23 protein-coding genes are annotated in these 24,009 nt (G+C 56.9%); 20 read left to right on the top strand and 3 right to left on the bottom strand.

Annotation, left to right across the window (positions count from 1 at the left end):
* The first annotated feature begins 398 nt into the window (after positions 1–398).
* The 8 genes from BW956_RS11270 (at position 399) to BW956_RS11235 (ending at position 6,553) form a co-directional block, all read left to right on the top strand.
* On the top strand, positions 399–710 hold the full coding sequence (locus tag BW956_RS11270) for a phenol hydroxylase subunit (RefSeq protein WP_175612001.1): 312 nt from the start codon (positions 399–401) through the stop codon (positions 708–710).
* 27 nt (positions 711–737) lie between these two features.
* Entirely contained in the window at positions 738–1,721 is a 984-nt protein-coding gene (locus BW956_RS11265; RefSeq protein WP_076462830.1) for an aromatic/alkene monooxygenase hydroxylase subunit beta, read from the top strand.
* A gap of 31 nt (positions 1,722–1,752) precedes the next feature.
* Positions 1,753–2,022, top strand: a complete 270-nt coding sequence (locus BW956_RS11260; protein WP_010322205.1) for an MmoB/DmpM family protein — start codon at positions 1,753–1,755, stop codon at positions 2,020–2,022.
* Between the two features lie 16 nt (positions 2,023–2,038).
* Complete coding sequence (locus tag BW956_RS11255) at positions 2,039–3,541, top strand: aromatic/alkene/methane monooxygenase hydroxylase/oxygenase subunit alpha (RefSeq protein ID WP_076462829.1); 1,503 nt, start codon at positions 2,039–2,041, stop codon at positions 3,539–3,541.
* A gap of 85 nt (positions 3,542–3,626) precedes the next feature.
* Complete coding sequence (locus tag BW956_RS11250) at positions 3,627–3,989, top strand: phenol hydroxylase subunit P4 (RefSeq protein WP_076462828.1); 363 nt, start codon at positions 3,627–3,629, stop codon at positions 3,987–3,989.
* Positions 3,990–4,010: 21 nt separating this feature from the next.
* Positions 4,011–5,072 (top strand): NADH:ubiquinone reductase (Na(+)-transporting) subunit F, encoded by a 1,062-nt coding sequence (locus BW956_RS11245; RefSeq protein WP_076462827.1) that lies wholly within the window; start codon positions 4,011–4,013, stop codon positions 5,070–5,072.
* A 168-nt stretch (positions 5,073–5,240) separates the two neighbouring features.
* Positions 5,241–5,609 carry a 2Fe-2S iron-sulfur cluster-binding protein gene (locus BW956_RS11240; protein WP_010322209.1) on the top strand — a complete coding sequence of 123 codons (369 nt, stop codon included), beginning with the start codon at positions 5,241–5,243 and terminating at the stop codon, positions 5,607–5,609.
* 20 nt (positions 5,610–5,629) lie between these two features.
* A complete protein-coding gene (locus BW956_RS11235) occupies positions 5,630–6,553 on the top strand; it encodes a catechol 2,3-dioxygenase (protein ID WP_010322210.1) in 924 nt (307 codons plus the stop codon).
* Between the two features lie 208 nt (positions 6,554–6,761).
* On the opposite strand, the gene BW956_RS11230 is transcribed toward BW956_RS11235, so the two are convergent.
* A complete protein-coding gene (locus tag BW956_RS11230) occupies positions 6,762–8,012 on the bottom strand; it encodes a YeeE/YedE family protein (RefSeq protein WP_076462826.1) in 1,251 nt (416 codons plus the stop codon).
* 559 nt (positions 8,013–8,571) lie between these two features.
* Entirely contained in the window at positions 8,572–9,432 is an 861-nt protein-coding gene (locus BW956_RS11220; protein ID WP_139327168.1) for a hypothetical protein, read from the bottom strand.
* A 187-nt stretch (positions 9,433–9,619) separates the two neighbouring features.
* Here BW956_RS11220 and BW956_RS11215 point away from each other — a divergent pair, with 187 nt between their 5' ends.
* From BW956_RS11215 to BW956_RS11200, 4 genes are read left to right on the top strand one after another with little or no spacing between them, the layout of a single operon-like run.
* Positions 9,620–10,639, top strand: a complete 1,020-nt coding sequence (locus tag BW956_RS11215; RefSeq protein ID WP_244894360.1) for a WD40/YVTN/BNR-like repeat-containing protein — start codon at positions 9,620–9,622, stop codon at positions 10,637–10,639.
* Positions 10,640–10,660: 21 nt separating this feature from the next.
* Positions 10,661–13,156 (top strand): efflux RND transporter permease subunit, encoded by a 2,496-nt coding sequence (locus BW956_RS11210; protein ID WP_076462823.1) that lies wholly within the window; start codon positions 10,661–10,663, stop codon positions 13,154–13,156.
* A gap of 19 nt (positions 13,157–13,175) precedes the next feature.
* On the top strand, positions 13,176–14,828 hold the full coding sequence (locus tag BW956_RS11205) for a DUF1302 family protein (protein ID WP_076462822.1): 1,653 nt from the start codon (positions 13,176–13,178) through the stop codon (positions 14,826–14,828).
* 41 nt (positions 14,829–14,869) lie between these two features.
* Positions 14,870–16,186 carry a DUF1329 domain-containing protein gene (locus BW956_RS11200; protein WP_076462821.1) on the top strand — a complete coding sequence of 439 codons (1,317 nt, stop codon included), beginning with the start codon at positions 14,870–14,872 and terminating at the stop codon, positions 16,184–16,186.
* A 64-nt stretch (positions 16,187–16,250) separates the two neighbouring features.
* Here BW956_RS11200 and BW956_RS11195 read toward each other — a convergent pair whose 3' ends face one another.
* Positions 16,251–16,730, bottom strand: coding sequence for a MarR family winged helix-turn-helix transcriptional regulator (locus BW956_RS11195; protein WP_010323262.1), 480 nt, complete (start codon positions 16,728–16,730; stop codon positions 16,251–16,253).
* Positions 16,731–17,249: 519 nt separating this feature from the next.
* Between BW956_RS11195 and BW956_RS11190 the strand changes: the two genes are divergently transcribed.
* The 8 genes from BW956_RS11190 to BW956_RS11155 all read left to right on the top strand — a co-directional run bounded on the left by BW956_RS11190 (position 17,250) and on the right by BW956_RS11155 (position 24,005).
* Complete coding sequence (locus BW956_RS11190; protein ID WP_076462820.1) at positions 17,250–18,398, top strand: acyl-CoA dehydrogenase family protein; 1,149 nt, start codon at positions 17,250–17,252, stop codon at positions 18,396–18,398.
* 25 nt (positions 18,399–18,423) lie between these two features.
* Positions 18,424–18,786: an IacB protein gene (locus BW956_RS11185; RefSeq protein WP_076462819.1), complete on the top strand. Its 363-nt coding sequence runs from the start codon at positions 18,424–18,426 to the stop codon at positions 18,784–18,786.
* A gap of 10 nt (positions 18,787–18,796) precedes the next feature.
* A complete protein-coding gene (locus BW956_RS11180; protein WP_076462818.1) occupies positions 18,797–19,318 on the top strand; it encodes a nuclear transport factor 2 family protein in 522 nt (173 codons plus the stop codon).
* 5 nt (positions 19,319–19,323) lie between these two features.
* Positions 19,324–20,661 carry an aromatic ring-hydroxylating oxygenase subunit alpha gene (locus BW956_RS11175; protein ID WP_244894359.1) on the top strand — a complete coding sequence of 446 codons (1,338 nt, stop codon included), beginning with the start codon at positions 19,324–19,326 and terminating at the stop codon, positions 20,659–20,661.
* A 2-nt stretch (positions 20,662–20,663) separates the two neighbouring features.
* Entirely contained in the window at positions 20,664–21,149 is a 486-nt protein-coding gene (locus BW956_RS11170; RefSeq protein WP_076462817.1) for an aromatic-ring-hydroxylating dioxygenase subunit beta, read from the top strand.
* A gap of 11 nt (positions 21,150–21,160) precedes the next feature.
* Positions 21,161–21,916 carry an SDR family NAD(P)-dependent oxidoreductase gene (locus BW956_RS11165; RefSeq protein ID WP_076462816.1) on the top strand — a complete coding sequence of 252 codons (756 nt, stop codon included), beginning with the start codon at positions 21,161–21,163 and terminating at the stop codon, positions 21,914–21,916.
* Positions 21,917–21,926: 10 nt separating this feature from the next.
* Complete coding sequence (locus tag BW956_RS11160; RefSeq protein ID WP_076462815.1) at positions 21,927–22,889, top strand: PDR/VanB family oxidoreductase; 963 nt, start codon at positions 21,927–21,929, stop codon at positions 22,887–22,889.
* An 87-nt stretch (positions 22,890–22,976) separates the two neighbouring features.
* Entirely contained in the window at positions 22,977–24,005 is a 1,029-nt protein-coding gene (locus BW956_RS11155; RefSeq protein ID WP_076462814.1) for a TRAP transporter substrate-binding protein, read from the top strand.
* The last annotated feature ends 4 nt before the right edge of the window (positions 24,006–24,009 follow it).

Here is a 24,009-nt window from a genome sequence, read left to right as displayed (position 1 = left end):
CGGCCGTTTTTGTGAGTTGTTATGTCGATCAATTTTTGATCGTTTTTTGCACAGTGTTTCTTTTTTATTGTTGGAGCATTTGGCTTCAGTTTGGAAGTGAAAGTCTAATATATAAGACTAAAGTCTAATGATCTGGTGCTGGTCAAAAAATCAACATTCTCATCATTTGATCAACAAATCCCGCAGATTTTTCACCATTTGATCAGCTTCGGCAGAACCTCGCTGTGTCGGGTTTACTCCCTGAATGCGGGGTGTCAGATGCAAAAGCATTATTTTTTATGATTAAAAATCAATGGCTTATGGTTAATTTGTTGAGGATTCTTGCCGTTTGAATTCCGCTTTGGCACGCCCGTTGCTCCAGTGCATAGCGAACATGCGTTGATGAGCAGAGGATAACAATGACAAAACTCAAACTGCACAACAGCAACGATGACCTGCCCAAACGGCAGAGTTTTGATCGTTTGACCAAATACATCCGTGTCCGCAGTGAACCGGACGCCCGCTTTGTCGAATTCGATTTTGCCATTGGTGACCCCTCCCTGTTTGTCGAGCTGGTGATGCCTCAAGGAGCCTTCGAGGCTTTCTGCGCCAGTAACGATGTGGTGCCCATGACCGACGCGCAGATCCAAGCCGTTGATGCCGAGATGGAAAAGTGGCGTTACGGCGAAGAGACGCTGATGTCGCACAACCACAGCCGCGCTTCCAAATAACAACAATCGCAGCCTGGGAATAGATCGATGAGTATTGAAATCAAAACCGCCACGATGGAACCGGTCCGCAATACCTACGCCAACGTGGAGCGTCGTTTCGGTGACAAGCCGGCGACCCGCTATCAGGAGGCGACCTACGACCTCCAGTCCGAGACCAACTTCCACTACCGCCCACTGTGGCAGCCAGAGCTGGAGCTGAACGACCCGCGCAGGACCGCCATCGTGATGAGCGACTGGTACGCGTTCAAGGATCCGCGTCAGTTCTACTACGGTGCCTACGTGCAGCAGCGCGCCAAGATGCAGGAAGTGGCCGAGAGCAATTACGCCTTCTTCGAAAAGCGCGATCTGGCACGATTCCTCAGCGATGACGCTCGTGCCGAGGTGATTCGCTTCCTGGTGCCGCTGCGCCATCTGGAACACACCGCCAACCTGAACAACATGTACGGCGCAGCCTACGGCTTCGGTACCGCGATCACCCAGGCGCTGCTGTTCAACGGCATGGATCGACTGGGTATGGCGCAGTACCTGTCCCGCATCGGTTTGATTCTGGACGGTAACAGCGGTGATGCCCTTGCCGAGGCCAAGCAACAGTGGCTGGAAGCGGATATCTGGCAGGGGCTTCGTGCCTTGTGCGAGGAAACACTGGTTACCGAAGACTGGTTCGAGGTGATGCTGGCGCAGAACCTGGTGATGGATGCTCTGGTGACGGATCTGGTTTACCGCCAGTTCGATCAGAAGCTCTGCGATGCCGGCGCTCAGGATATCGGCATGCTGACCGAGTTCATGCAGCTGTGGAACAAGGATGCGACGCGCTGGATTGATGCGGTGTTGAAAACCGCCGTGGCCGAATCGGAAGAAAACGAGGCGCTGCTGGCGCAGTGGATCGAGAAGTGGCGTGGCAAGGCCGCCGAAGCCTTGGCACCTCTGGCCGACGCGATGCTGGGTGCTGATGCCCTCGGCGAAGCACTGGCCCTGCTGGACAAGCGTGTCGCCAAAGCCGGTATCAAGTAATCAGCGCAGCCAACAACAAGGAATCAGCCTCATGTCCAAAGTGTATATCGCCTTACAGGATAACGACGAGTCCCGCTACATCGTTGAAGCGATCGAAGAAGACAACAGTGAAGCGACCGTTATCCACATGCCCGCGATGATCCGTATCGAAGCGGAAAATTTCCTCGCCGTAAAACGCGAAACCGTTGAAGAAAAAATGGGCCGCGACTGGGACGTGCAGGAGCTGCACGTCAACCTGATCACCCTCGGTGGCAACGTGGACGAAGACGACGATCAGCTGACGCTGACCTGGAACGAATAACAATAAGGTGAACCCGATGGCAGCCAAGAAACTCAACATTAAAGACAAATACCGCCTGTTGACCCGTGACCTGGACTGGGAGTTCTCCTATCAGGATCGCAACAAGGCATTCCCGTTCGAAGAGTTCGAAGGAATCAAAATCACCGACTGGTCGAAGTGGGAAGATCCTTTCCGTCTGACCATGGACGCCTACTGGAAATATCAGGCCGAGAAAGAGCGCAAGCTGTATGCGATCTTTGATGCGTTCGCCCAGAACAACGGCCAGCTGAACATCTCTGATCCGCGCTACGTGAACGCACTGAAGATCTTCCTGACCGGCGTGTCGCCGCTGGAATACCAGGCGTTCCAGGGCTTTGCCCACACCGGTCGTCAGTTCGGCGGTGTTGGTGCCCGCGTCGCCTGCCAGATGCAGTCGATTGATGAACTGCGTCACGTGCAGACGCAGGTTCACGCCATGAGCCACTACAACAAGTTCTTCGACGGTCTGCAGGACTGGTCGCACATGCACGACCGCGTCTGGTACCTGTCTGTACCCAAGTCCTTCTTCAACGATGCCCGCGCCGCCGGTCCTTTCGAGTTCATGGTAGCGATCGGCTTCAGCTTCGAATACGTGCTGACCAACCTGCTGTTCGTGCCGTTCATGTCCGGCGCGGCCTACAACGGTGACATGGCCACGGTGACCTTCGGCTTCTCTGCCCAGTCCGATGAAGCCCGTCACATGACGTTGGGTCTTGAAGTGATCAAGTTCCTGCTCGAGCAGCATGAAGACAACGTGCCGATCGTGCAGAGGTGGATCGACAAGTGGTTCTGGCGCGGCACCCGTCTGCTCACCATCGTGTCGATGATGATGGACTACATGCTGCCCAACAAGGTGATGAGCTGGAAGGAGGCCTGGGAAGTCTACTTCGAGGAGGCCGGCGGTGCCCTGTTCAAGGACCTGGCGCGTTACGGCATTCGCATGCCGAAATACGCCGACATCATCGAGAAGGAAAAAGAGCACGTGTCGCATCAGGCCTGGTGGACTTTCTACACCCACGGCCATGCTGCCGGCTTCCACACCTGGATTCCGACCGATGAAGAGCTGGACTGGCTGAGCGAGAAGTACCCGGACACCTTCGACAAGTACTACCGTCCGCGCTGGGAACTGGCCAAGGAGATGGAAGCCAAGGGCGAGCGTTTCTATACCAAGGCGCTGCCGCAGCTGTGTACCACCTGCCAGATTCCGATGCTGTTCACCGAGATGGATGACCCGACCCAGATCAGCTACCGCGATTCCATCTACAAGGGCGACCGCTATCACTTCTGCTCCGACGGCTGTAAGGACATCTTCGACGATGAGCCGGAGAAGTTCGTCCAGTCCTGGCTGCCGGTGCATCAGATCTTCCAGGGCAATTGTGGTGGCCCGGATGTCGAGGACATCCTGCGCGATTACTACCAGATGAATGTTGGCGTGGACAACATGGATATCAAGGGTTCCCCGGACGAAGAGCGGTGGAAGAAGTGGAAGGGTGTGGCGTAAGCCTCGCGGTTTTCACCTGACACTCTGAACAATTCAAGAGAGGGGCTGACTTTGTGGGTTGGCCCCGGATCTGAGGATAAGAATAATGCCAGTACAAGCCATTACGCCGGACTACGCCGGCGACATTAAAGACCGTGTCGAGAATTTCCACGGCAACCAGATCGTCTATGTGGGCTGGGACCATCACCTGATGTTCTGCGCCGCCTTTGCCTACCCGCTGCCGCCGGAAACGCCCTTCCGCACTCTGCTGGAAGAGGTAATGCCGGAAGGGTTCTCACTGCACCCCGAATGGGACCGTATCGATTGGGATCAGGCCACCTGGCTGCTGGACGGTGAGCCGTTCACGCCGCAGCTGGATGTCGCCCTGAAAGACCAGGGCGTCGGCCACAAATCCCTGTTGCGTTTCCAGACCCCGAACCTGAAGGGGTATCAGGACGCCGGCGTCTGAGGTGAGTTGAGGAGAGCCGTTATGAGTTACGAAGTGACCGTAGAACCCACTGGTGATGTGATCGAGGTGGAAGAGGGGCAAACCATTCTGGATGCGGCCCTGCGTCAGGGCGTCTGGCTGCCGTTTGCCTGTGGCCATGGCACTTGCGCCACCTGCAAATGCCAGGTGGTCGAAGGTGATGTGGACCTGGGCAATGCCTCGCCCTTTGCGCTCATGGATATGGAGCGTGACGAAGGCAAGGTACTGGCGTGCTGTGCCATGCCGGAATCCGATCTGGTGATCGAAGCCGATATCGATGTGGACCCGGACTTTGCCGGTTATCCGGTGCGCGACTTCGTCGGGACCGTGACCGATATCGTCGATCTGTCGCCGACCATCAAGGGCATAACCTTTGCGCTGGATGATGACATGGAGTTCCAGGCCGGGCAGTACGTCAACCTGCGCATTCCCGGTGTCGAGGGCACGCGTGCCTTCTCCATCGCCAATAAGCCGTCCGATAGCCGTGCGCTTGAGCTGCATGTGCGGTTGGTGGCCAATGGCGCTGGCACCACCTGGCTGCATGAGAGCCTGCAGGTGGGCGACACCCTCGATGTGTCCGGTCCCTACGGTCAATTCTTCGTACGCAAATCCGACGAACAGGGCGCGATCTTCATTGCCGGTGGCTCGGGCCTGTCCAGTCCCCAGTCGATGATCCTCGATATGCTGGAAGAGGGCGACAAGCGTGAGATCTACCTGTTCCAGGGGGCGCGCAATGTGGCCGAGCTCTACAACCGCGAGCTGTTTGAAGCGCTGGATCAGCAACATGCCAACTTCCACTACATCCCGGCCCTGAATGAGCCGCAGGAAGATGAAAACTGGACGGGCTTTAAAGGGTTCGTGCATGAGGCAGCGATCAAGTACTTCGACAACCACTTCAGTGGCCACAAAGCTTATCTGTGCGGGCCGCCTCCGATGATTGATGCGGCTATCACCGCGCTGATGCAGGGACGGTTGTTTGAGCGAGACATTCACATGGAGCGCTTCCTGACCGCTGCCGACGGCGCCGAAGAGCAGACCCGTTCTGCACTGTTCAAGCGAATCTAGGTTCAAACAGGAAGCAGGATCGAGTGGTGGGGTGCGGATAGGCCCGGTGGCAACACCCGCTTTCGGGATTACATGTTCCCACCCCAACCGCTGGCGAGCGGTGTCGGAACATCCGATGATCGTGACAGAGCCGAGGCCCGTGATTCGGGCCGTAACAGAGGTCGCGTCATGAATAACAATAATCAAGCGCACCCCGATACGGAGGTGCCGACAGTTCATCACATCGCCGTTAACGACCAGCCCCAAGGGTTCCCGGCCAGTTCGGATCTCAGTGTACTGGTGGCGATGGAGCGAGCCGGACAGCAGCTGATTTCCGTTGGTTGTCGCGGTGGCGGTTGCGGTAAATGCCGCATTCGCATTGTACAGGGTGAGTATTTCAGTAAACGCATGAGCCGTGCCTGGATTTCGCCACAACAGGAAGACGAAGGCACGGTACTGGCCTGTCGGGTATTTGCCCGCAGTGACCTGGTAATTGAGCCTGATCCGCCCGAGATTGGCACCCACTGCCAACCCCAGGATCAGCCTGACTGCGATTAGAACAATAAAAGGTGAAGAGCATGAAAAAAGGTGTAATGCGTCCCGGCCATGTCCAGATTCGTGTGCTGGATATGGATGAAGCCCTGAAACACTACGTCGAGCTGCTGGGTCTGATCGAAGTTGATCGTGACGACCAGGGGCGTGTGTATCTGAAAGGCTGGACCGAGGTGGACAAGTTCTCGGTAGTGCTGCGCGAGGCTGATGAGGCCGGTATGGACTTCATGGGCTTCAAGTGTCTGGACGAAAGTGTGCTGGATAACCTGCACGAAGGCCTGAAAGCCTTTGGCTGTGCTGTTGATGAAATCCCGGAAGGCGAGCTTAAGGATTGCGGCCGTCGTCTGCGTTTTACCGCGCCCAGCGGCCATGATTTTGAACTCTATGCCACCAAACAACAGACCGGCAAGTGGGGCGTGGGCAACCACAACCCGGAAGCCTGGCCGCGTGGCCTGCAAGGCATCAAGGCGACCCGTTTCGACCACTGCCTGCTTTATGGTACCGACCTGGATAAAACGCTGGACCTGTTCCGCGATGTGCTGGGTTTCGATCTGGCCGAGCAGGTGGTTACCCCGGATGGAAAACGTGTGGCACAGTTCCTGACGGCCAGCATGAAAGCGCATGACGTGGCGTTCATCGATCACCCCGAGCCGGGCAAGTTCCACCACGCCTCCTTCTTCCTGGAAACCTGGGAAGACGTACTGCGCGCCGCGGACCTGATCTCCATGACCGATACCTCCATCGACATCGGCCCGACCCGCCATGGTCTGACCCACGGCAAGACCATCTACTTCTTCGACCCTTCAGGCAACCGCACCGAAGTGTTCTGCGGCGGTGACTACCATTATCCGGACCATGAACCGGTCACCTGGGATGCCGACAAGCTGGGCAAGGCGATCTTCTACCATGACCGCCAGTTGAATGAGCGTTTCCTCACCGCACTTACCTGAGCCAGGTCAGGCCTCAAGGTGCCATAAGAGGTTGTAATGTTGTGGGAGCACGCTCCGCGCGCGAAAAGCCTTCGCTCTCAGAGAAAGCTCCCACAGCCTCAGCCCAACTCCTCGCCGGACTTAACTCCTCAACATGTTGTAATGTGGGAGTCCGCTCCGCGGACGAAAAGCCTCCTTCTCAGAGACCCATCCCACATTCATTCACACCTCAGGACTGCAAACGCTTACCTGTCACATTGCCAATGACACCACCAGCAACCATAAACACAAGAAAGATCCAGCCGGACAAAGAGAAGTTGGCGATAGGAGTAAACAGCGCTCCCACATTACAGCCATTGGCGAAGCGGGTACCCAGGCCCATGGCCAGACCTGCAATAATCAGCAGTACCGCTTCCTTCAGGCCCAGGCGCATCTTCGACATGCCACTGAAGAAGCGACCCGCCAGCAGCAGTGATACCACGGCGCCCAGCATGATGCCGATATTCTGCACGTTCACCGGATGGCTGAAGAAGGGCATGGTGAACACCTCAACCGGGCGATGGGTAAATTCGGCAATAGCTGCCGGATCAGCACCAAAGGCGATCAGCAAGCGGCCGAACCAGAAACCGAACGGGGATGATGCGCCCCAGCCGGCACCGGTGACGCCCATCAGCAGGGTGAACAGAACGACGATCACTGCGATACCGGTGGTCATGGACCAGCGTGAAACGAACAGTGCTTCATAGGTTTCACGGCTTAAAAAGGGGTGCTGTCCCAGGTTCGCGGCCGGCTGTTCTTCCTGTGCCTGCTCGGCGGCCACGCCGATATAGGTGTCGTTGCGACGGCGGCGCTGTTCATAGCGATGGGCCAGCCAGCTGACCACAGCGGCAAAAAAGGCTGTCAGTACAATCGCACCGAAATAGCCTTTCATCGGGTCCTTGGGGAACAGGTCCGGCAGGTAGACGCCCTGATTGGCATAGGTTTGGGTGGATACCAGTGTATCGGTGATCCAGGGCTGGGTTGCCTGCAGCGGAAAGCCCAGGAATACGCCGGCACCGAAACAGGTCAGGATCAACGCCGGGCGGGTCAGGTTACTGGAGAAATAGGTCAGTACCCCGGATGCACAGCAGCTGGCGAAGGACATGCCAAAGCCGAAAAGCAAACCGCCCACAACCAGGCCGGCATTAATGGGGTTGACCCAAAGGTTCAGGTCTTTCGGATTCTGGTTGTAGAGAAAGGCCGTGGTTGCGATAGCTGTGGCGGTAAACATCAGCATCAAGCCACGCATCAGCTTGGTGGAACCGGCACGATAGGCACGGTTCACGCTGCCGGCAAAACCCAGCGCGGCACGGGTCAGGGCATAGCCCAGGCCAAGTCCAATCAAAAGACGGAAAAAGATATCAGCTTCCAGTGCCAGACTGCCGGCACTTAAAATCAAAACGAGCAGCAGAAACCCGCTCAGGTTTTCAACTTTGTTCATGAGGTGTTCTCTTGGGTACTACGACGGGCGGAGGTCTGGAACAGAACGCGCCCAATGAAGGATGGCAATCCTAATTCTTTTCCGCTATGGATCAATGTTCTGTAAAGACTAATATGTAATAAGCAAATAACTGATGCTGGGTTTTGGGGTGCTACAGTCGCACCCTGTGGAGGGGCATGGGCTGTGTGTATCTCCAGAGGGCCTGCAAGTTATTCGCCCTCAGAGAGGGCTCCCACACCTTTATAATGACAACTCACCAGATATCATCTTCAACCCTGTATTGTTGTGGGAGCGCGCTCCGCGCGCGAAAGATCTTCTCCCTCAGAAAGGGCTCCCACATCTCCAGCATGACAATCCACCAGATATGACCCCTCACCCTGTGTTGTGGGGTCCGCTCCTGCGGACGAAAAACCTTCGCTCTCAGAGAGAGCTCCCACATTTTTAATCTAGACTCCATTCTAGGCATTATGTCTCATCGCATAATGTGGGAGCGCGCTCCGCGCGCGAATAGCATTTCCTGCATAGAAGGCTCCCACAATTCTGATCAGGTTCTGAGGGGCTACCAGCCTGGTGTAGACCCACTCAGCTGAAACTTGCGGATACGCAGCAGGTTAGCCAGTTTCTCGAATTCCGCTGCGTTCAACATTCCATCCTTTCTGATCGTCAGTACGAGGCCTCGACCGCTTATCCTGAGGGTCCGCTTGCTGCACTCCACCTGCTGAATCGACTGGATGCGGAGCTGTTCGGTATGCACGGACATAAAGCCGGGTGGGGCGGTGATTGTGTCAGGACCGACCACAATGGCGCCGGGCCCTGACAGGGCAACATGCCAAAGGCGGATGAAGAGGACTGCCATTGCAAGGCTGACCAGCGCTGAAACGGCCAGAGCCAGCATGAGCCAAGTGTTGTCATGATCACCTGCCTGTTGATAGTCCCCCAGCACAGACCAAATTTGCATGCACAGAATGGCCGAGACCAGACCGCATACGAGTGGGGTGATGCGCATCGTCAGAGACGGGCGATAAAGGAACCGAGCGGTATCATGGGTCGAAAGTCCCTCCAGTCTTACCGTATGACGGTTTTGATGCTGCTGTTGCCTGTAGGCCAGGTAATAAGGGAAAAACCAGCGTGGTGTATATAGAGCCCAGAGCCCAAAGGAAACCAACACTGTATACAAGGCCGAGTAATCTTCACCGCTTGAACGGGCATAGCTCAGAATGACGAGAAGCAGCGAGGTTATGGCTGAATAGATGATCCAGCGTTTCAGGGTAAATTTGAGGGCGGGTATCACAAGACCTCCTTGTTTGAGATAACCAGTGGCCGTCATCTTGCTGCTTAGGCAAAGCTCAGGCAAGGCGACCTTTGGATCTGCCTTCATGATTTGCGCAAATACCCATAAAGACTTTGATGATTTGATCAATCCGGTTTAATGATCTGCGCAGGTGCATCGCTATCTATCGATCGCCGGATTTTCTGTTTTTTACGCTAACTGTTTGTTTAATAAGATTTAAATAGTCTGCAAAACGCGCCAGATCAATTCTGGCACAACCGTTGCTCTATCTGCATGAAGCCGAACATACGTGCCCATTCATCCAGAAGAACAACAAATGATGAAACCACAAGCAGTAGACCTCAACGGCAGCCGCACGCATGCGTGCCTGTCCCGAACGAATGCCGCTCATCTGCCTCGACGCCTGTCACGGGCACTGGCGCTGGGCGGATGTGCTTTTCTCCTCAGCGCCTGCGAAGCCCCGCTAAACCTGTCAGGTGTCGAGCAGGAGCTGGAAAAACCCATACGCCGAACCGACCAGATTCAGTCGCTGGTTGTAACCGACCAGGTGCAGGTTGCCGTGGGCAACGCCGGACTGGTTCTGACGCGCCCTGATGCCGGAAGCAAGTGGCAGCGACATACGTTAGATGGTGCTCCCAATTTGATTGATGTGGATGCCTGCCCGGATGGCTCGCTGATCGCCCTGAGTTTTGAACGCCAGTTGTGGGTCAGCGATGAGGATGTCCGCCAGTGGCGCAAGTCCGATTTGCCGACCCCGGAAAATCTGCTTGATGCCACCTGCGCACCCGATGGCAGCTACTGGGCAGTGGGCAGCTTTTCCACCCTGATGGTCAGTCGTGATGGTGGTGCCAACTGGAGCGAAACCAGCCTCAACGAAGACGCCATGCTGACCTCGATCCAGTTTCTGGATCAGCAGACAGCCTACGCCACCGGCGAGTTTGGGCTGGTGGTACGCACAGACGACGGCGGTCAAAACTGGCAGCCCCTCGATTATATCCCCAATGATTTTTATCCCCAGGCGGCCCATTTCCGTTCCCGTGAGCAGGGTTGGGTGGTCGGGCTGGACGGCATGATTCTGCAGACCCGCGACGGAGGACAAAGCTGGCAGACCGAGCGCACGCCGGTGGCCGCGCCGCTGTATGGCATTGCCGATACCTCGGCCGGGCTGTTTGCATTGGGCGAGAACGGTACGGTGCTGTCCCGCGGTGCAGAGCGCTGGGAGCAAGTGGACGCGCCGGCCTTGCCGGTCTGGCTGCGCTCTGCAGCCGAGCAGGCCAGTGGCGAGCTGCTGATTGCCGGTGGCAACGGCACGCTGATGTCGCTGCCGATCCAATAATAACAACACGACGGTTCTATCATGGATAAACGATCTGCCAGTGCCCATAAGGCCACGCACTGGTTGCACAGCCTCGACCAGAAGCTGTTCAACTATCCCAAAATCATCCTGTCCCTGATCTTGCTGGCGACGATCTGGTTTGCGGCCCAGATTCCCGGCGTGAAGATGTACTCGGACTTTGCCGACCTGTTGCCGCAGACGCATCCATACATCGAGCTGCATAACGACATCAAGGAGTCGTTCGGCGGTGCCAACGTGATCATTGTCGGGGTCGAGTTCACCGAGCACGACATCTTCGACAACGAGGCGCTGGCGCGGATTCACCGCATCACCCAGTCGGTGGACTCTTTGCCGGGGGTGGACCATAACCTGGTCACCAGTGTGACTCACCGCAACTCGCGCAAGGTGTGGCTGACACCTGAAGGCAACGTCAACTCCGAGCCTTACTACAACCCTGAGCACACCGATCTCAGCAATTCTCAGCTGGATCAGCTGCGCAAGGATGTGGGCGCAGATCCACGAGTGCTGGGGCCTCTGGTCAGTCCTGATCTGCACATGGCGCTGGTCAAGGCACAGCTGATTGAAGGCAAGCTGGATTACGCCGCCACCTATGAGCACATCCAGCAGATGCGTGAGCTGGAAGCGGCTGATGGCGTGAAAATCCATGTGACCGGCCAGCCGATGCTGGTGGGGTGGGCCTACCAGTATCTGGATCAGATCATAGAGATCTTCCTGTTCACGGCACTCATCATGCTGTCCCTGCTGGTGTTCTACTTCCGCAAGGCCTACGGCATATTCATTCCGCTGGCCGGTGTAATCGTCTCCTCGATCTGGGGTATCGGCATCATCTCCATGTTCGGCTATAACCTGGATCCGCTGAGCCTGGTGATCCCATTCCTGATCTCGGCCCGTGCCATGTCCCATGGCATCCAGCTGGTAGAGCGCTACTATCTGGAGTTGAACACCCATGATGACCATCATCAGGCGGCGCGGCTGACGTTCGAAAGCCTGTTCCGCCCCGGCAGTCTGGGTGTGGTGTCCGATGCCATCGGCCTGCTGTTGATCGCCATCGGCTCCATCCCACTTAATACCAAGCTGGCGCACTACGCCTCCATCTGGGCGCTGAGCATCATCATCACCGTGTTGCTGGCCGTACCGCTGCTGCTGTCGGTGCTGCCCAAGCCGAAGAACACCAGCATCAAGCACAACCTGTTCCGCAACGTGGGCTACGTCTGTGCCGACCTGATCAGTGGCGAGAAGGCGGCGAAGAGGGCGCTGGGCATTGCGGCGCTGTTGCTCTGCGGCGGTTTCTATTTCTCCTCCCATGTGGTGATCGGCGAGTCTGAACCGGGGTCACCCATCCTCTATCAGGACCACGATTACAACCTGTCCTCCAAGGCGATCAACGACAGCTTCCCGGGCTCCGAGGAAATGTACATCGTCGCCGAAACAGACGAGAAGGGCGGTATCAAACGACCGGAAGTCCTCAAGGCGCTGGCGGATCTGGAACGTCACATGCTGCTTGATCCGGGTGTCGGCGGTGCCAAGGGCATTCCCGATCTGGTGAAGCAGGTGAACCGTCTGCTGCACAACAACGACCCACGTTGGGCGCAGATTCCGGATGATCCGCTCTATGCCGGTGGTCTGATGTTCACCTACATGATGTCCAACCCGATTCCGGGCGCGCTGAAGGAGTTCATCGACAGCGATGAGCGTGTGGCTAACCTGGTGTTCTATTACAAGGATCATCAGGGCGAGACCATCCGCCGCGCCATTCATACCGCCAAGCAGTGGATCGCCGAGAACGAGGGCAAGGTGGAAGGGCTGACCATCCGTCTGGCCGGCGGCACCATCGGTGTTATCGCCTCACAGAACGAAGCAGCGTTCGAGACCAACCTTTGGGTGCTGCCGCTGGTGTTCCTGCTGATCTTCTTCATGGTCACCTTCTTCTACACCTCCCTCATGGCCGGAACCATGATGTTCGGCGCCATGCTGTTCGCCACCACGCTGACCTACGCCTACATGGGCCTGAGCGGCATGGGCATCAACTCCAATACCGTGCCAATCATCGCCGTGGGCGTGGGGATCGGTATCGACTACTCGATCTACATGATGGACCGCATCCGCTCCGAAATGGTGGCGCTGGGAGATCTGCTCGCGTCGGTGCGCCGTGCCATCCGTACCACCGGTCTGGCGGTCAGCTTTACCGCCATCACCCTGATCGCCGGCATCGTCATGTGGGTGGTGTTGTCCGACCTGCGCTTCCAGGCGGAAGCGGCGTTGCTACTCATTGTCATGGTGGTGCTCAACGGCGCCGCTGCCATGTTGCTGGTGCCCAGCTGGGTGCTGGTGTTCAAACCCAAATTCATCTGCGCGGCCTACGCCGACGAGGACGGTGTGATCCACGCCGATGCTGAAACCTCGACTGGCCAGCCGAGAGGCAAGGGCGCTGTGGATAACGAACCCGAAAAAGAACCGGAAGCCGAGTCTTCCCTTGTCATGACAACCAAGGCTTAAACCACAAGAGGCCAGACCCATGTCGAAAACAATAACAACGACATTCAATCATCTCGCGCTGGGCATTGCTGCTGCATTGGGCACCGGCATAGCCATGCCGGCAGCGGCTGCCGACACCACCTGGGCGGGCTATGTCGAGAACGCCACCTACTACCGCGATGGAGTGGGGATTTCCAAGTTCCGTAACACCGGGCAGGCGGAGTTCGAGACCAAGTTCAAATCCGATACCTTCCGTACGCTGCAGCTCAACGGCGTACTGCGTGGCACCTATGATGGCGTCTACGATCTGAATGATGACGAGTTTGGCAAGGATGCCGGGCACGATTATCTGGGGCAGAACTGGCATGGCCAGGACACCTCCACGGCGGTGCTGACACCCGGTGTGTCCTTCCCCTGTGATAATGACCCGACCCTGTGTAACAACCTGGACGGGTACATGGATCATGATGAAAACGATGCTCGTTTTCCGGAGTTCAATGACCGCCTCGATTTTATCCGTGAGCTTTACCTGAGTGCTGACAAGCAGCTGGACAATGGCGATGTGCTCAGCTTCCGTCTGGGTAAACAGCAGGTGGTCTGGGGCAAGACCGACCTGTTCCGCGTACTGGATGTAATCAACCCGGTGGATTACTCCCGTCACAACATCTACGACGAGCTGGAAGATATCCGTATCCCCCAATGGATGCTGACGGCCGAGTGGCGCATGGGGCCGAACATGGTGTTTGACGACTCCAACCTGTCGCTGGTGTGGAACTTCGACAAGTTCCGTCCCAACAACCTGGGCACCTGTGGTCAGTCCTACCGCATTCTGGATGCGGGCTGTTTCTTCTCCTCGTCAGCCAACCTGCAGCTGATTCCCAATGGACCCTACAGCCAGCCGGTACCGATTATTCATGATGTGGAAGACCCGGACTGGAGCCTGGCCAACACCCAGCTGGGGGTTAAATGGGAAGGGGTTTATGGTGATGCGACTTTCTCTTTGAACGCGCTGACCTATCGCCAACAGCTGCCTTCACTGCACTTCCGCGAACTGGCTCCGGGTGCCGGTGTGCCGGCGGTGGATGGTGTGTTTGATATCAAATTCCCGCGGGTGAACCTGCTGGGCGGCTCCATCGATTACTACTCCATGAACATGGATGCGGTCTGGCGTCTGGAGATGGCCTATACCGAGGGGGAAGAGATGCCGCGTGACCTCAACGGTCACAAGGAAACCGACATGCTGCGTTACGTGATCGGTTTCGACAAGAACATCATCATCCCTGAACTGGGCACACGCAGTGCTTTCCTGCTCTCCACCCAGCTGTTCGGTGAACACATCCTCGAGCATGAAGTGGATATGCCCAACGACGAAGACAACTGGATCGCCACTGTGCTGTTCAAGGGCTTCTACAAGAACAATCGCCTGAGTCCGCAGCTGATTGTGGCGCACGACTTTGCAGCTGAGTCCACCGTCTATGCGCCCAGCATCTCCTGGACGCCGGATAACCACTGGATGTTCAACCTGGGTCTGAACTTCAAGACCGGCGGCAACGAGCGCTTCCCCTGGGGTGTGGCCGGTGCCTTTGGCGATTCGTCACCTCAGTACGAGCCGCTGGCCCGCTTCACCAATGGCCCCATCGGTGTGGCCAATGATGAAGACGAGCTCCAGTTCACCGTTCGATACAGCTTCTGATAATCCCGTTTCGAATAAGAGAAATAATAAGGAAAACTATCATGTTGAAGAAAACACTGCTGTCCGCTGCCATTGCGCTCACGCTGGCGACCGGTGCTCAGGCGGCCGAGGTATCAGAAGAGATCATTCAGGAATCCTTCTTTCCATATGCTAAGGGCACACCTGAGTTTACCGGGCTGAAAGCCGGCATGGTGATCAACCAGGGCAATGTGGAGCAGTTCAAGGATGTGCTGGATCCCGCCATGTACATGTTCGTCAAGAACGGCGATACCGAGATCAAGGTGGGCGAAACTACCGACTTCGCACTGCACCCGAGCTATATCGAAGCCACCCGCAAGTATTCCGCTGATGTGCAATTGGGCGCCGAGCATGGGGAAATCTCCGACACTATTGCCGGTCGTCCTTTCCCGGCTGAACCCTCCATGGATGATCCACGGGCAGGGGAGAAGCTGGCCTGGAACTACAAGTATGGCTACAACTGGGGTGACTCGGCCGCCATCATGCCGTTCTACTGGACCATGCGCGATATGGAGTCCGGCAATAAGGAACGGACCATCAAGATGAACTTCCACTTCCTGAACTTCACCCACCGTACGTCTCAGGAGCCTTACCCGGCGATTACGCCCAACCCCTCCGAACTGTTCCGTGGCATCTATGTTCAGGTGCTGGAGCCGTTTGACGTGAAGAACACCCAGCTGCTGATCCACCGCTTCGAGGATGACACCAAGGTGGATAACGCCTACCTCTACCTGGGCTTCCAGCGCCGAGTGCGTCGTCTTTCATCCGGCCAGACCACCGACGCCTTCCTGGGCACCGATGTCATGATCGAGGATTTCGAGGGCTACAACGGTCGAATCTCGGATATGAAGTGGACCTACAAGGGCACCAAACATCTGCTGATGCCGATGTATAACCACAACGATATGGTGCTGGATACGGAAACGCATCAGGATGATGATGGCTATCAGGTGGTTGCTTTTGGTGGCCAGGGTGGCTGTTTCCCGGAGATCACCTGGCAGCTGCGTAAGGTGTATGTGGTTGAATCCGAGCCGGTAGACCCGAACCATCCAATCAGCAAGCGTCAGCACTATATGGATGCGCAGACCTTCATCATTCCGCGCAATATCACCTATGACCGCAAGGGTGACATGTGGAAGAGCTGGACCATCGGCCAGTCTCACCCGGACCACCACCTGCCGGTAAACAAGGGCACCGGTGTTTCCATCGATGACTCCTTCACCATGATCGACATCCAGGCCAATCACTGCACCACCGGTCAGTTCAAGGGTATTGTAGATCCAGAGCGTAGCCCGGTGGACAAGTTCAGCGTGCAGAACATGCGTGCGTCCGGCCGCTGATCCGGCGCTTTTTCATCCCCCCCTCTTTGCCCCGGTTTTGACCGGGGCTTTTTCGTTCGGGGGGTTAGTCAGATATCTGGGAAAGGTTGTCGTACAGCTTGGCCAGCAGCACATTGGTTCGGTGAATCTGGGCGGATGTCAGACCCTTGAAGCTTTTGCGAAACAGCAGACTGACCGATTCACGTACTTCTTCCAGCTGTTCCAGCCCCTTGTCCGTCAGGGACACCAGCGTCACTCGTCCGTCTTCAGGGGAGGTTTTGAGCAGCACCAGCCCGTCATCCCGCATGCGATAGAGAATCTTGGTGGTGGTCGGCAGCTTGGCCACGGCGTGATCGGCGATCTCGGAAATGCTCAGCTCCGAATGCTCTAGCAGAATCATGGTGATACGCCAGCGCGGAATATCCATGTCGACCTTCTTCAGCAGCCGTTCCATCTCCTGGCTGTAGAGGGCATTCAATTGGGCTACCCAATAGAACGGGAACTCCTGGCGTTTGAAGTCATCGCTCAAGGGGTCGTACATGTCGGCTTTACGTTTCTGGCTCATTGCAACAAGGCACTCCGGCGAAGGTGCTGGCAGGTTCTAACAATATAGTTGATCTGGAAAGTATATATCCAAACGGCTTTCGGTGGAATTTTTTGGTGCGTTTTATGGTTTTTTGCACCGTTTTGGATGCTGTTTTTCCATACGAAAATGGGATGTTTGAATATCAAAAATGGGCTTTACATCTGTTCTATTGTGCACTTCAGGTTTTTGTGTTTATTTATTTTTTCTCTATTTTATCTGATTTTAAGCGCATTTTTTCGGTTTTTCATTGGTTTTTGCGTTTTTTGATATTTTCATGACCGGGTCATAAAGATCGGCTCCATCTGATATGGGTCATGGAAAAAGCGCTGAATATTTAGTTGACGATTCAAGTGATAAGTGAAATTCTTTTCCCAGCGTTTGAGGCAAGATTCATAGCCGTAACGGACCTTTGAAGCACGGAAAAAGTTGTGCAGCAGGTCAGAGGCGCTTCCACTCAGCGCCCAAAACAATAAAGACAACAAGATGGAGCCGAGCGACATGCCTGGTTATCAGATCGACAAATCTCTCTGGGGCGGAGAGACCGTATTCGACGCCCTGCTGGACGAGGTGCGTACGCGCCGACAGGAGTTTGAAGACCAGAAATATATCTCCCAGGACATCATCGAATCCTTCAAGGACATCGGTGTGTACCGGGCGATGGTCCCCAAGGCGCTGGGCGGTGACGAGCGCAGCCCGGTGGAATTCCTGCAGATGGTCGAGGCGATGGCAGCGGCGGATGGCTCCGCAGGTTGGGTTGCCAGCTTCGGCATGAACCCCGCCTACCTGTCAGCCCTGCCGGCGGCAACCGTCGATAAGGTCTGGTCCGAGACACCCAATGTGGTCTTTGCCGGCGGTATCTTCCCGACTCAGCCTGCCCGCAAGGTCGATGGCGGTTTTATCGTCAACGGCACCTGGAAATTCGGCAGTGGTTGCATGGGGGCCTCCCTGATTGGTGTCGGCATCATGCCCGACGGTGATGAGCCCCTGCCGCGCATGGCGGTAATGCCCGCCGACCAGGTGAGTATTAAGCCGAACTGGGATGTGATCGGCATGGTCGGTACCGGCTCCCACGATCTGGTTGTGGAAGAGGTGTTTGTGCCGGAAGAGTGGACCTTCGTCCGCGGCGGCAAACCCAGTATCGAGTCCGACTTTTTCCGCTACCCCTCCCTGGCCTTTGCAGCACAGGTGCTGTCCGTGACCACCGCAGGCCTGGCCCGCGAAGCACTGGATGTCGTTCAGGGTATGGCAGCTGGCCGAAAATCCGTGACCGGTGCCCCCAATCTGGGTGAGCGTGAATACGTCCAGATCGAGATCGCCAAGGCCGAAGCCAAGGTCCGCGCCTCCCGCGCCTTCTTCTACGAAGCCACCGAAGATGCCTGGAACAGCATTCAGGACGGCGGCAAGCCCAGCCGCGACCAGATCAACCTGGTGCGCCTGGCCACGACCAATCTGGCACACGAATGTGCCGATGCGATCCGCACCGCTTATCAGGTCGCGGGTATGACCAGCACCTACAACGATCATCCGCTGTCGCGCATTTTGCGTGACTCCATGATGGCGACTCAGCACGCCTTCATGGGGGCGATCACCCTGAAAAATGCCGGCGCCATGTTCTTTGGTCATGACCCGCTGCCGGGCTACCTCTAACTGATTCAGATCCAGGAGACACACCATGAGTGATAACAAACCTTTGCGCGTCCTTTTCTGCATGGGCATCAACCAGAACTTCATGGATGCCCCCCGTGATGAGCAACTCGATGTCTGGGCTGCATTCGGCGAGATGTGGAACGGTATCCACGATATGGAAGGGGTTGAAGTGATCGGCAATATGGATGACGACCAGAGCATGGTCGGTCCGTCCAACGGCTACCCCTGGACGACTTACCTGCTGGCGGATGTGAAGGATTACGACACCGTTTGCGCCTGCTGCAACCTGTTCCGCTCCACTGAAGTCGGTGCCGGCCCCTACAAACTGTGGCGCTACGCCAAGGTAGAAGCGCGTATCGGCCGTGAACTGATCGTTCAGCGTGCCTGAGGGTCAAGTGATGAGCGAACTGGAACAGCTGCGTCAGCGAGTGAATGCCCTTGAGGCTGCCAAAGAGGTGAGCGCCTGCCTGCATGAGTACATGCAGCTGTGTGACTACCTCAATGAAGGCTTCGACCTTGACCCGCTGATGGCGCTGTTCACCGAAGACGCCATCTGGGAAGGCAAGGGCAAGCGCTACGCCGCCACTTTTGGACGTCGCGAGGGGCGTGAAGCCATCCGCGCCATGTTCGACAAGTACACCCAGCCGCCGGCGCATTTCGCCCTGAACGTGCACTTTCTCACCTCGGAAAAGGTTGAGGTGCGCAGCGAATCAGAAGCCGAAGGTACCTGGGTATTGCTGCAGACCGCCACCTTTGCCGATGGCCGCTCCCAGCTAAGCAGTGCGCTGCTGAATGTGCAATTTCGCCGGGAAGGCGGGCGCTGGAAGATCGCCCATTTCTGTACCACCAGCCGTTTCAACCGTCCGGTACAGACTCCCTGGGACAACCCGCAGCCGCTGCCGGTACCCGAAGAAGAATAAGAGACATGGCGGCCAACCAGAGCCAGCCGGTCATGAATAAAGAGAGCAAGACCATGAGTGAACTGATCGAAATGCAGAACGTCAGCCTGAAAGCGGCTGAAATGGTAGAAGAGGGGCGTGTACACAAGTCCCTCTACTCCGATCCGGAAATCTTTGAAGAAGAGCTGGATAAGGTGTTCAACAACACCTGGGTTTATGTGGGTCATGAAAGTGAAGTACCTGAGGCCGGCTGTTACAAGACTGCCTGGATCGGTCGTCAGCCGGTCATTCTGAGCCGTGACCGCAAGATGAACCTGCATGTACTGCAGAATCGCTGCCGTCACCGTGGTGCCACTGTATGTGAAGGCCGAAAGGGTAAAACCAAGAGCTTTACCTGCCCCTATCATGGCTGGGGCTATGGCCTGGACGGTGCCCTGCGTGCACTGCCCAAGCCGGAAGAGTACGAAGGCGTCTTCGACAAGAAGGACTTCCCGCTGGAAAGCCTGCGCGTGGAAACCTATCAGGGCCTGGTTTTCGCGACCTACCGTGACGATATCGAATCACTGGAAGACTTTCTGGGCGGCGCCAAAAAGTGGATCGATCTGTTCATGAAGCAGGGCGGTGGCTATCCGCTGAAAGTGCTGGGTGAGCACCGTTTCAACTTCCCGGGTAACTGGAAAATCCAGCTGGAAAACACCACCGACGCCTACCACTTCCCGATTATCCACAAGTCCTTCGTGACCTCTCTGGATGATGCCACGGCAGATATTTTCGACTTCCTGCACGGCGATGGTTTTGTTGAAGACCTGGGTAACGGTCACAGCGTGATGGTCATGATCCCCGAGCTGGTGGATCTGGAAGCAGACCTGGATCAGCCGATTCCGGCGCGTTTCGAAAAGCTGGCCGAAGAGCTGCGTGCCGAAGGCAAACCCGAAGACGAAGTGAAGAAACTGGTCCGCGCGGCACATGGCACCGGCTTCAACCTCAACCTGTTCCCGAACGTGTCCTGCTCCATGGCGTTCTTTCGTGTCCTGCGACCGGTCAGCGTTGGCGAAACCGAGATCCAGCACGTGGCACTGGGCGGTGAAGGTGCTCCGGCGCCGTTCAACCGCAAGCGCATGCGTCTGCATGAACATTTCCAGGGCCCGATGGGCTTCGGTACGCCGGATGACGGCGAAGCCTGGGAGCGTGTGCACAAGGGTGCCCAGTCCGGTCAGGACGGCTGGATTCTGGTCAACCGTGGCCTGAACAACCTGCACGAATCCAAAGACGGCAATGTGGCTGGCGCGGTTTGTTCCGAAACAGGCATGCGCGGTGCCTACCGTCAGTACCAGAAAATGATGGCCGCGGGCGAGGAGAAGTAATCATGACTGTTAATACCCAAGTGCTGAATGACGTCACCGCCTTCATCTGGCAGGAAGCCGATCTTCTCGATCACAAGGGCTACCAGGAGTGGCTGCAGCTGTGGAGCGACGATGGCCTGTATATCGTGCCGGCCGAGTTCGCCGCGGATGACAACTACGAAGACACCCTCAACCTGGCGCTGGACGATGCTGACATGCGCCGCATGCGTGTGGCCCGTCTGGAAGACGGTGAGTCCGTGTCCGCCAACGCCACCGGCAACACCGTACGCATGATCTCCCGGGTACGCGTGCTGGAAGCCGGTGAGGATCTGGTCATTGCCCGTTGTGCCATGACGCTGAACGAAATGCGCCACGGCAAGCTGGTGACCTATCCGGCGGATGTGGAGTACCAGTTGCAGCCTTCAGCAGATGGCTTCCGTCTGGCCCGTAAGGTGGTGCGGCTGATGCACGCCGACAGCTTCCTGCGCACTGTCAGCTTCATCTTCTGAGGAGGTCGCCCATGTCCACATCTGCACAGTCTCAGGTGGCGCTGGTCACCGGTGCCGCTCAGGGCCTGGGCCACCACATTGCCGCGCGTCTGCATGACGCCGGCTACCGTGTGGTGCTCAGTGATATCAATCTGGATGCCGCGCAGCAGGCGGCAACAGCGCTGGATGGAAGCGGCGAAACCGCTATGGCGGTGCGCTTGAATGTGGCCGAACAGGCCGACTTTGAAGCCGCGCTGACGCAGGTGCTGGAACGCTGGGGTGCCCTGCACGTGCTGGTGAACAATGCTGCCGTGACCCGAGCGACCCCGGTGATGGAGATCTCGGCCGATGAGTTCAACGACATCGTCAATATCAACCTGGGCGGCACCTTTTTGGGCTGTCAGGTGATGGGCCGCTACATGGCCGACCAGGGGTATGGCCGCATTATCAACATGTCCTCTTTGGCTGGCCAGAACGGCGGTACCTCTACCGGTGCGCACTATGCCGCATCCAAGGGCGGCATCCTGACGCTGACCAAAGTGTTTGCCAAGGAGCTTGCTGCACAGGGCGTTACCGTCAATGCAATCGCGCCGGGCCCAATCGACTCCCCCATGGTGAAAGCGCTGGTGCCGGAAGAGCGCCTGCCCACTCTGCTGGGTGCCATCCCCGTGGGCCAGCTGGGCGATGCCGATTTTATCGGCGACATGGTGGTGCAACTGGCGAAGCCGGAAGCGGCGTTTGCAACGGGCACCACCTGGGACATCAACGGCGGCTTGTTCATGCGCTGAGGCAAAGACTATGACCACGAACATCGATAACACACTTATCCAGGCGACGGTGACCCGTCGTGATGATCACACCGATGACATTGCGGTGTTTGAGCTGGCGGCTGCCGATGGCAGTGCGCTGCCGGTATTTGAGGCCGGTGCTCACATTGACGTGGTGGTTGGCCCCGAGCTGATTCGCCAGTACTCGCTGAGCAATGCGCCGGGCGCAACGTCCTACCGTCTGGGCATCCTCAACGATCCAGATTCACGTGGTGGTTCGCGCCAGATCCACGCCGAACTGAAAGCGGGTGCCGAGGTTCAGATCAGCGCGCCGCGCAACCACTTTCCGCTGGCCATGGATGCCGAACATAGCCTGCTGATCGGCGGCGGTATCGGTATTACGCCGATGATCGCCATGGCCTATGCCCTCAAGGCTGCCGGCAAGTCGTTCGAGCTGCACTACTGCAGCCGTAGCCAGAGCAAGGCCGCATTTCTGGAAGAACTGGAACGCGAGTTTGGTGACAGCCTGACACTGCACTTTGACGATGCCGGTGAAGCCAGTCGCATTGATCCGAAAGCGCTGGCAGCAGCACGCCCGGGCACGCACCTCTATGTCTGTGGTCCCAGCGGTTTCATGGACTGGGTGATCGAGCAGGGCAAGGCCGCAGGCCTGCCGGATTCGCAGATTCATTTCGAGTACTTCAATGCCGAGGTGGATATCAGCGGCGAGGCGTTTGAAGTCTATGCCGAAACCAGTGATGTCACCGTGCAGGTTGGCCCCAATGAAAGCATTGCTGCAGCCCTTAAGGCTGCGGGTGTGAGGGTCCAGATGTCCTGTGAAGAGGGCGTGTGCGGCACCTGCATTTGTGATGTGAGCGAGGGTACTCCGGACCATCGTGACCATTTCCTGACCGACGAGGAGAAAGAGGATAACGACCAGATTGCACTCTGTTGCTCGCGTGCCAAGAGCAGCCGTCTGGTTGTGGATATTTGATGTGAAGACCTGACGCCCTGACGCTTTTGGTCAGGGTGTAAAACCGGCTTTAGACCGGAATAAAAACCCAATCGGGAGACCATAAAAATGAAAACGATTCTCCGTGTTGCAGCCACTGCAACAGTTGCACTTCTAGCCACTACCGCCAGCGCTGAAACGCGCCTGACCATGTCGTCCTGGTTGCCGACCGGACATCCGCTGGTCAAGGATGTGATGAAGCCCTGGATCAAGAACGTTGAAGAAGCCACCGATGGCCGTGTGAAAATCATCATGCTGCCCTCGGCGCTGGGCCATCCCAAGGTGCATTACGATATCGCCCGTGAGGGTCAGGCCGACATCACCTACAGCGCACACGGCTATACCCCGGGCCGTTTCAAACTCTACAAAATGGTTGAATTTCCCTTTGGCGGCGACAGTGCCGTGGGCACCTCCGTGGCCTACTGGAATGTCTACAACGACTACCTGAAGCCGGCCGGCGAGCATAAGGATGTGAAACTGCTGGGCCTGTTTACCCACGGTCCCGGTCATATCCACAACAGCAAGCGCACCGTGAATGCCGCCAGTGATCTGGAAGGGCTGAAGCTGCGCGTCGGTGGCGGCATCATGAACGATATTGCTACCGAGCTGGGCGCTGTGACCCTGCAGAAGCCGTCTTCCAGCACCTATGAGCTGGTTTCCAGCGGCGTGGCCGATGGCACCCTGTTCCCGCTGGAATCCGTACCGGCATTCAAGATTCAGGACAAAACCACTCACACCACCCTGGTGCCGGGCGGCCTGTACAACTTCAGTTTCTTCCTGGTGATGAACCGTGATCGCTTTGCCGACCTGTCTGAAGAAGACCGGAAGGCGATCGAGTCCGTGTCCGGTGAAGCCTTTGCCCGTCTGGCGGGTGAAATGTGGGATACCCAGGATGCCAAGGGGCTGGAAGCTATCCAGGCCAATGGCAATGACATTGTCACGGCGCACGAGGCCTTCCTGACCGAGATCCGTGACGCCAGCGCACCGATGGAAGCTGAATGGCTGGAAACTGCCGAACAGCTGGGTGTTGATGGTAAGGCGGCACTGGAAGCCTTCCGCACAATGAGCCACGGCCAGGATGTGGCGCAGACTCGCTGAGGTT

Origin of the sequence: Marinobacterium stanieri, assembly GCF_900155945.1 — a bacterium.
GTDB lineage: Bacteria > Pseudomonadota > Gammaproteobacteria > Pseudomonadales > Balneatricaceae > Marinobacterium > Marinobacterium stanieri.
The sequence above is the reverse complement of the archived record's forward strand: the minus strand, read 5'-3'. Positions and strand labels throughout refer to the sequence as shown.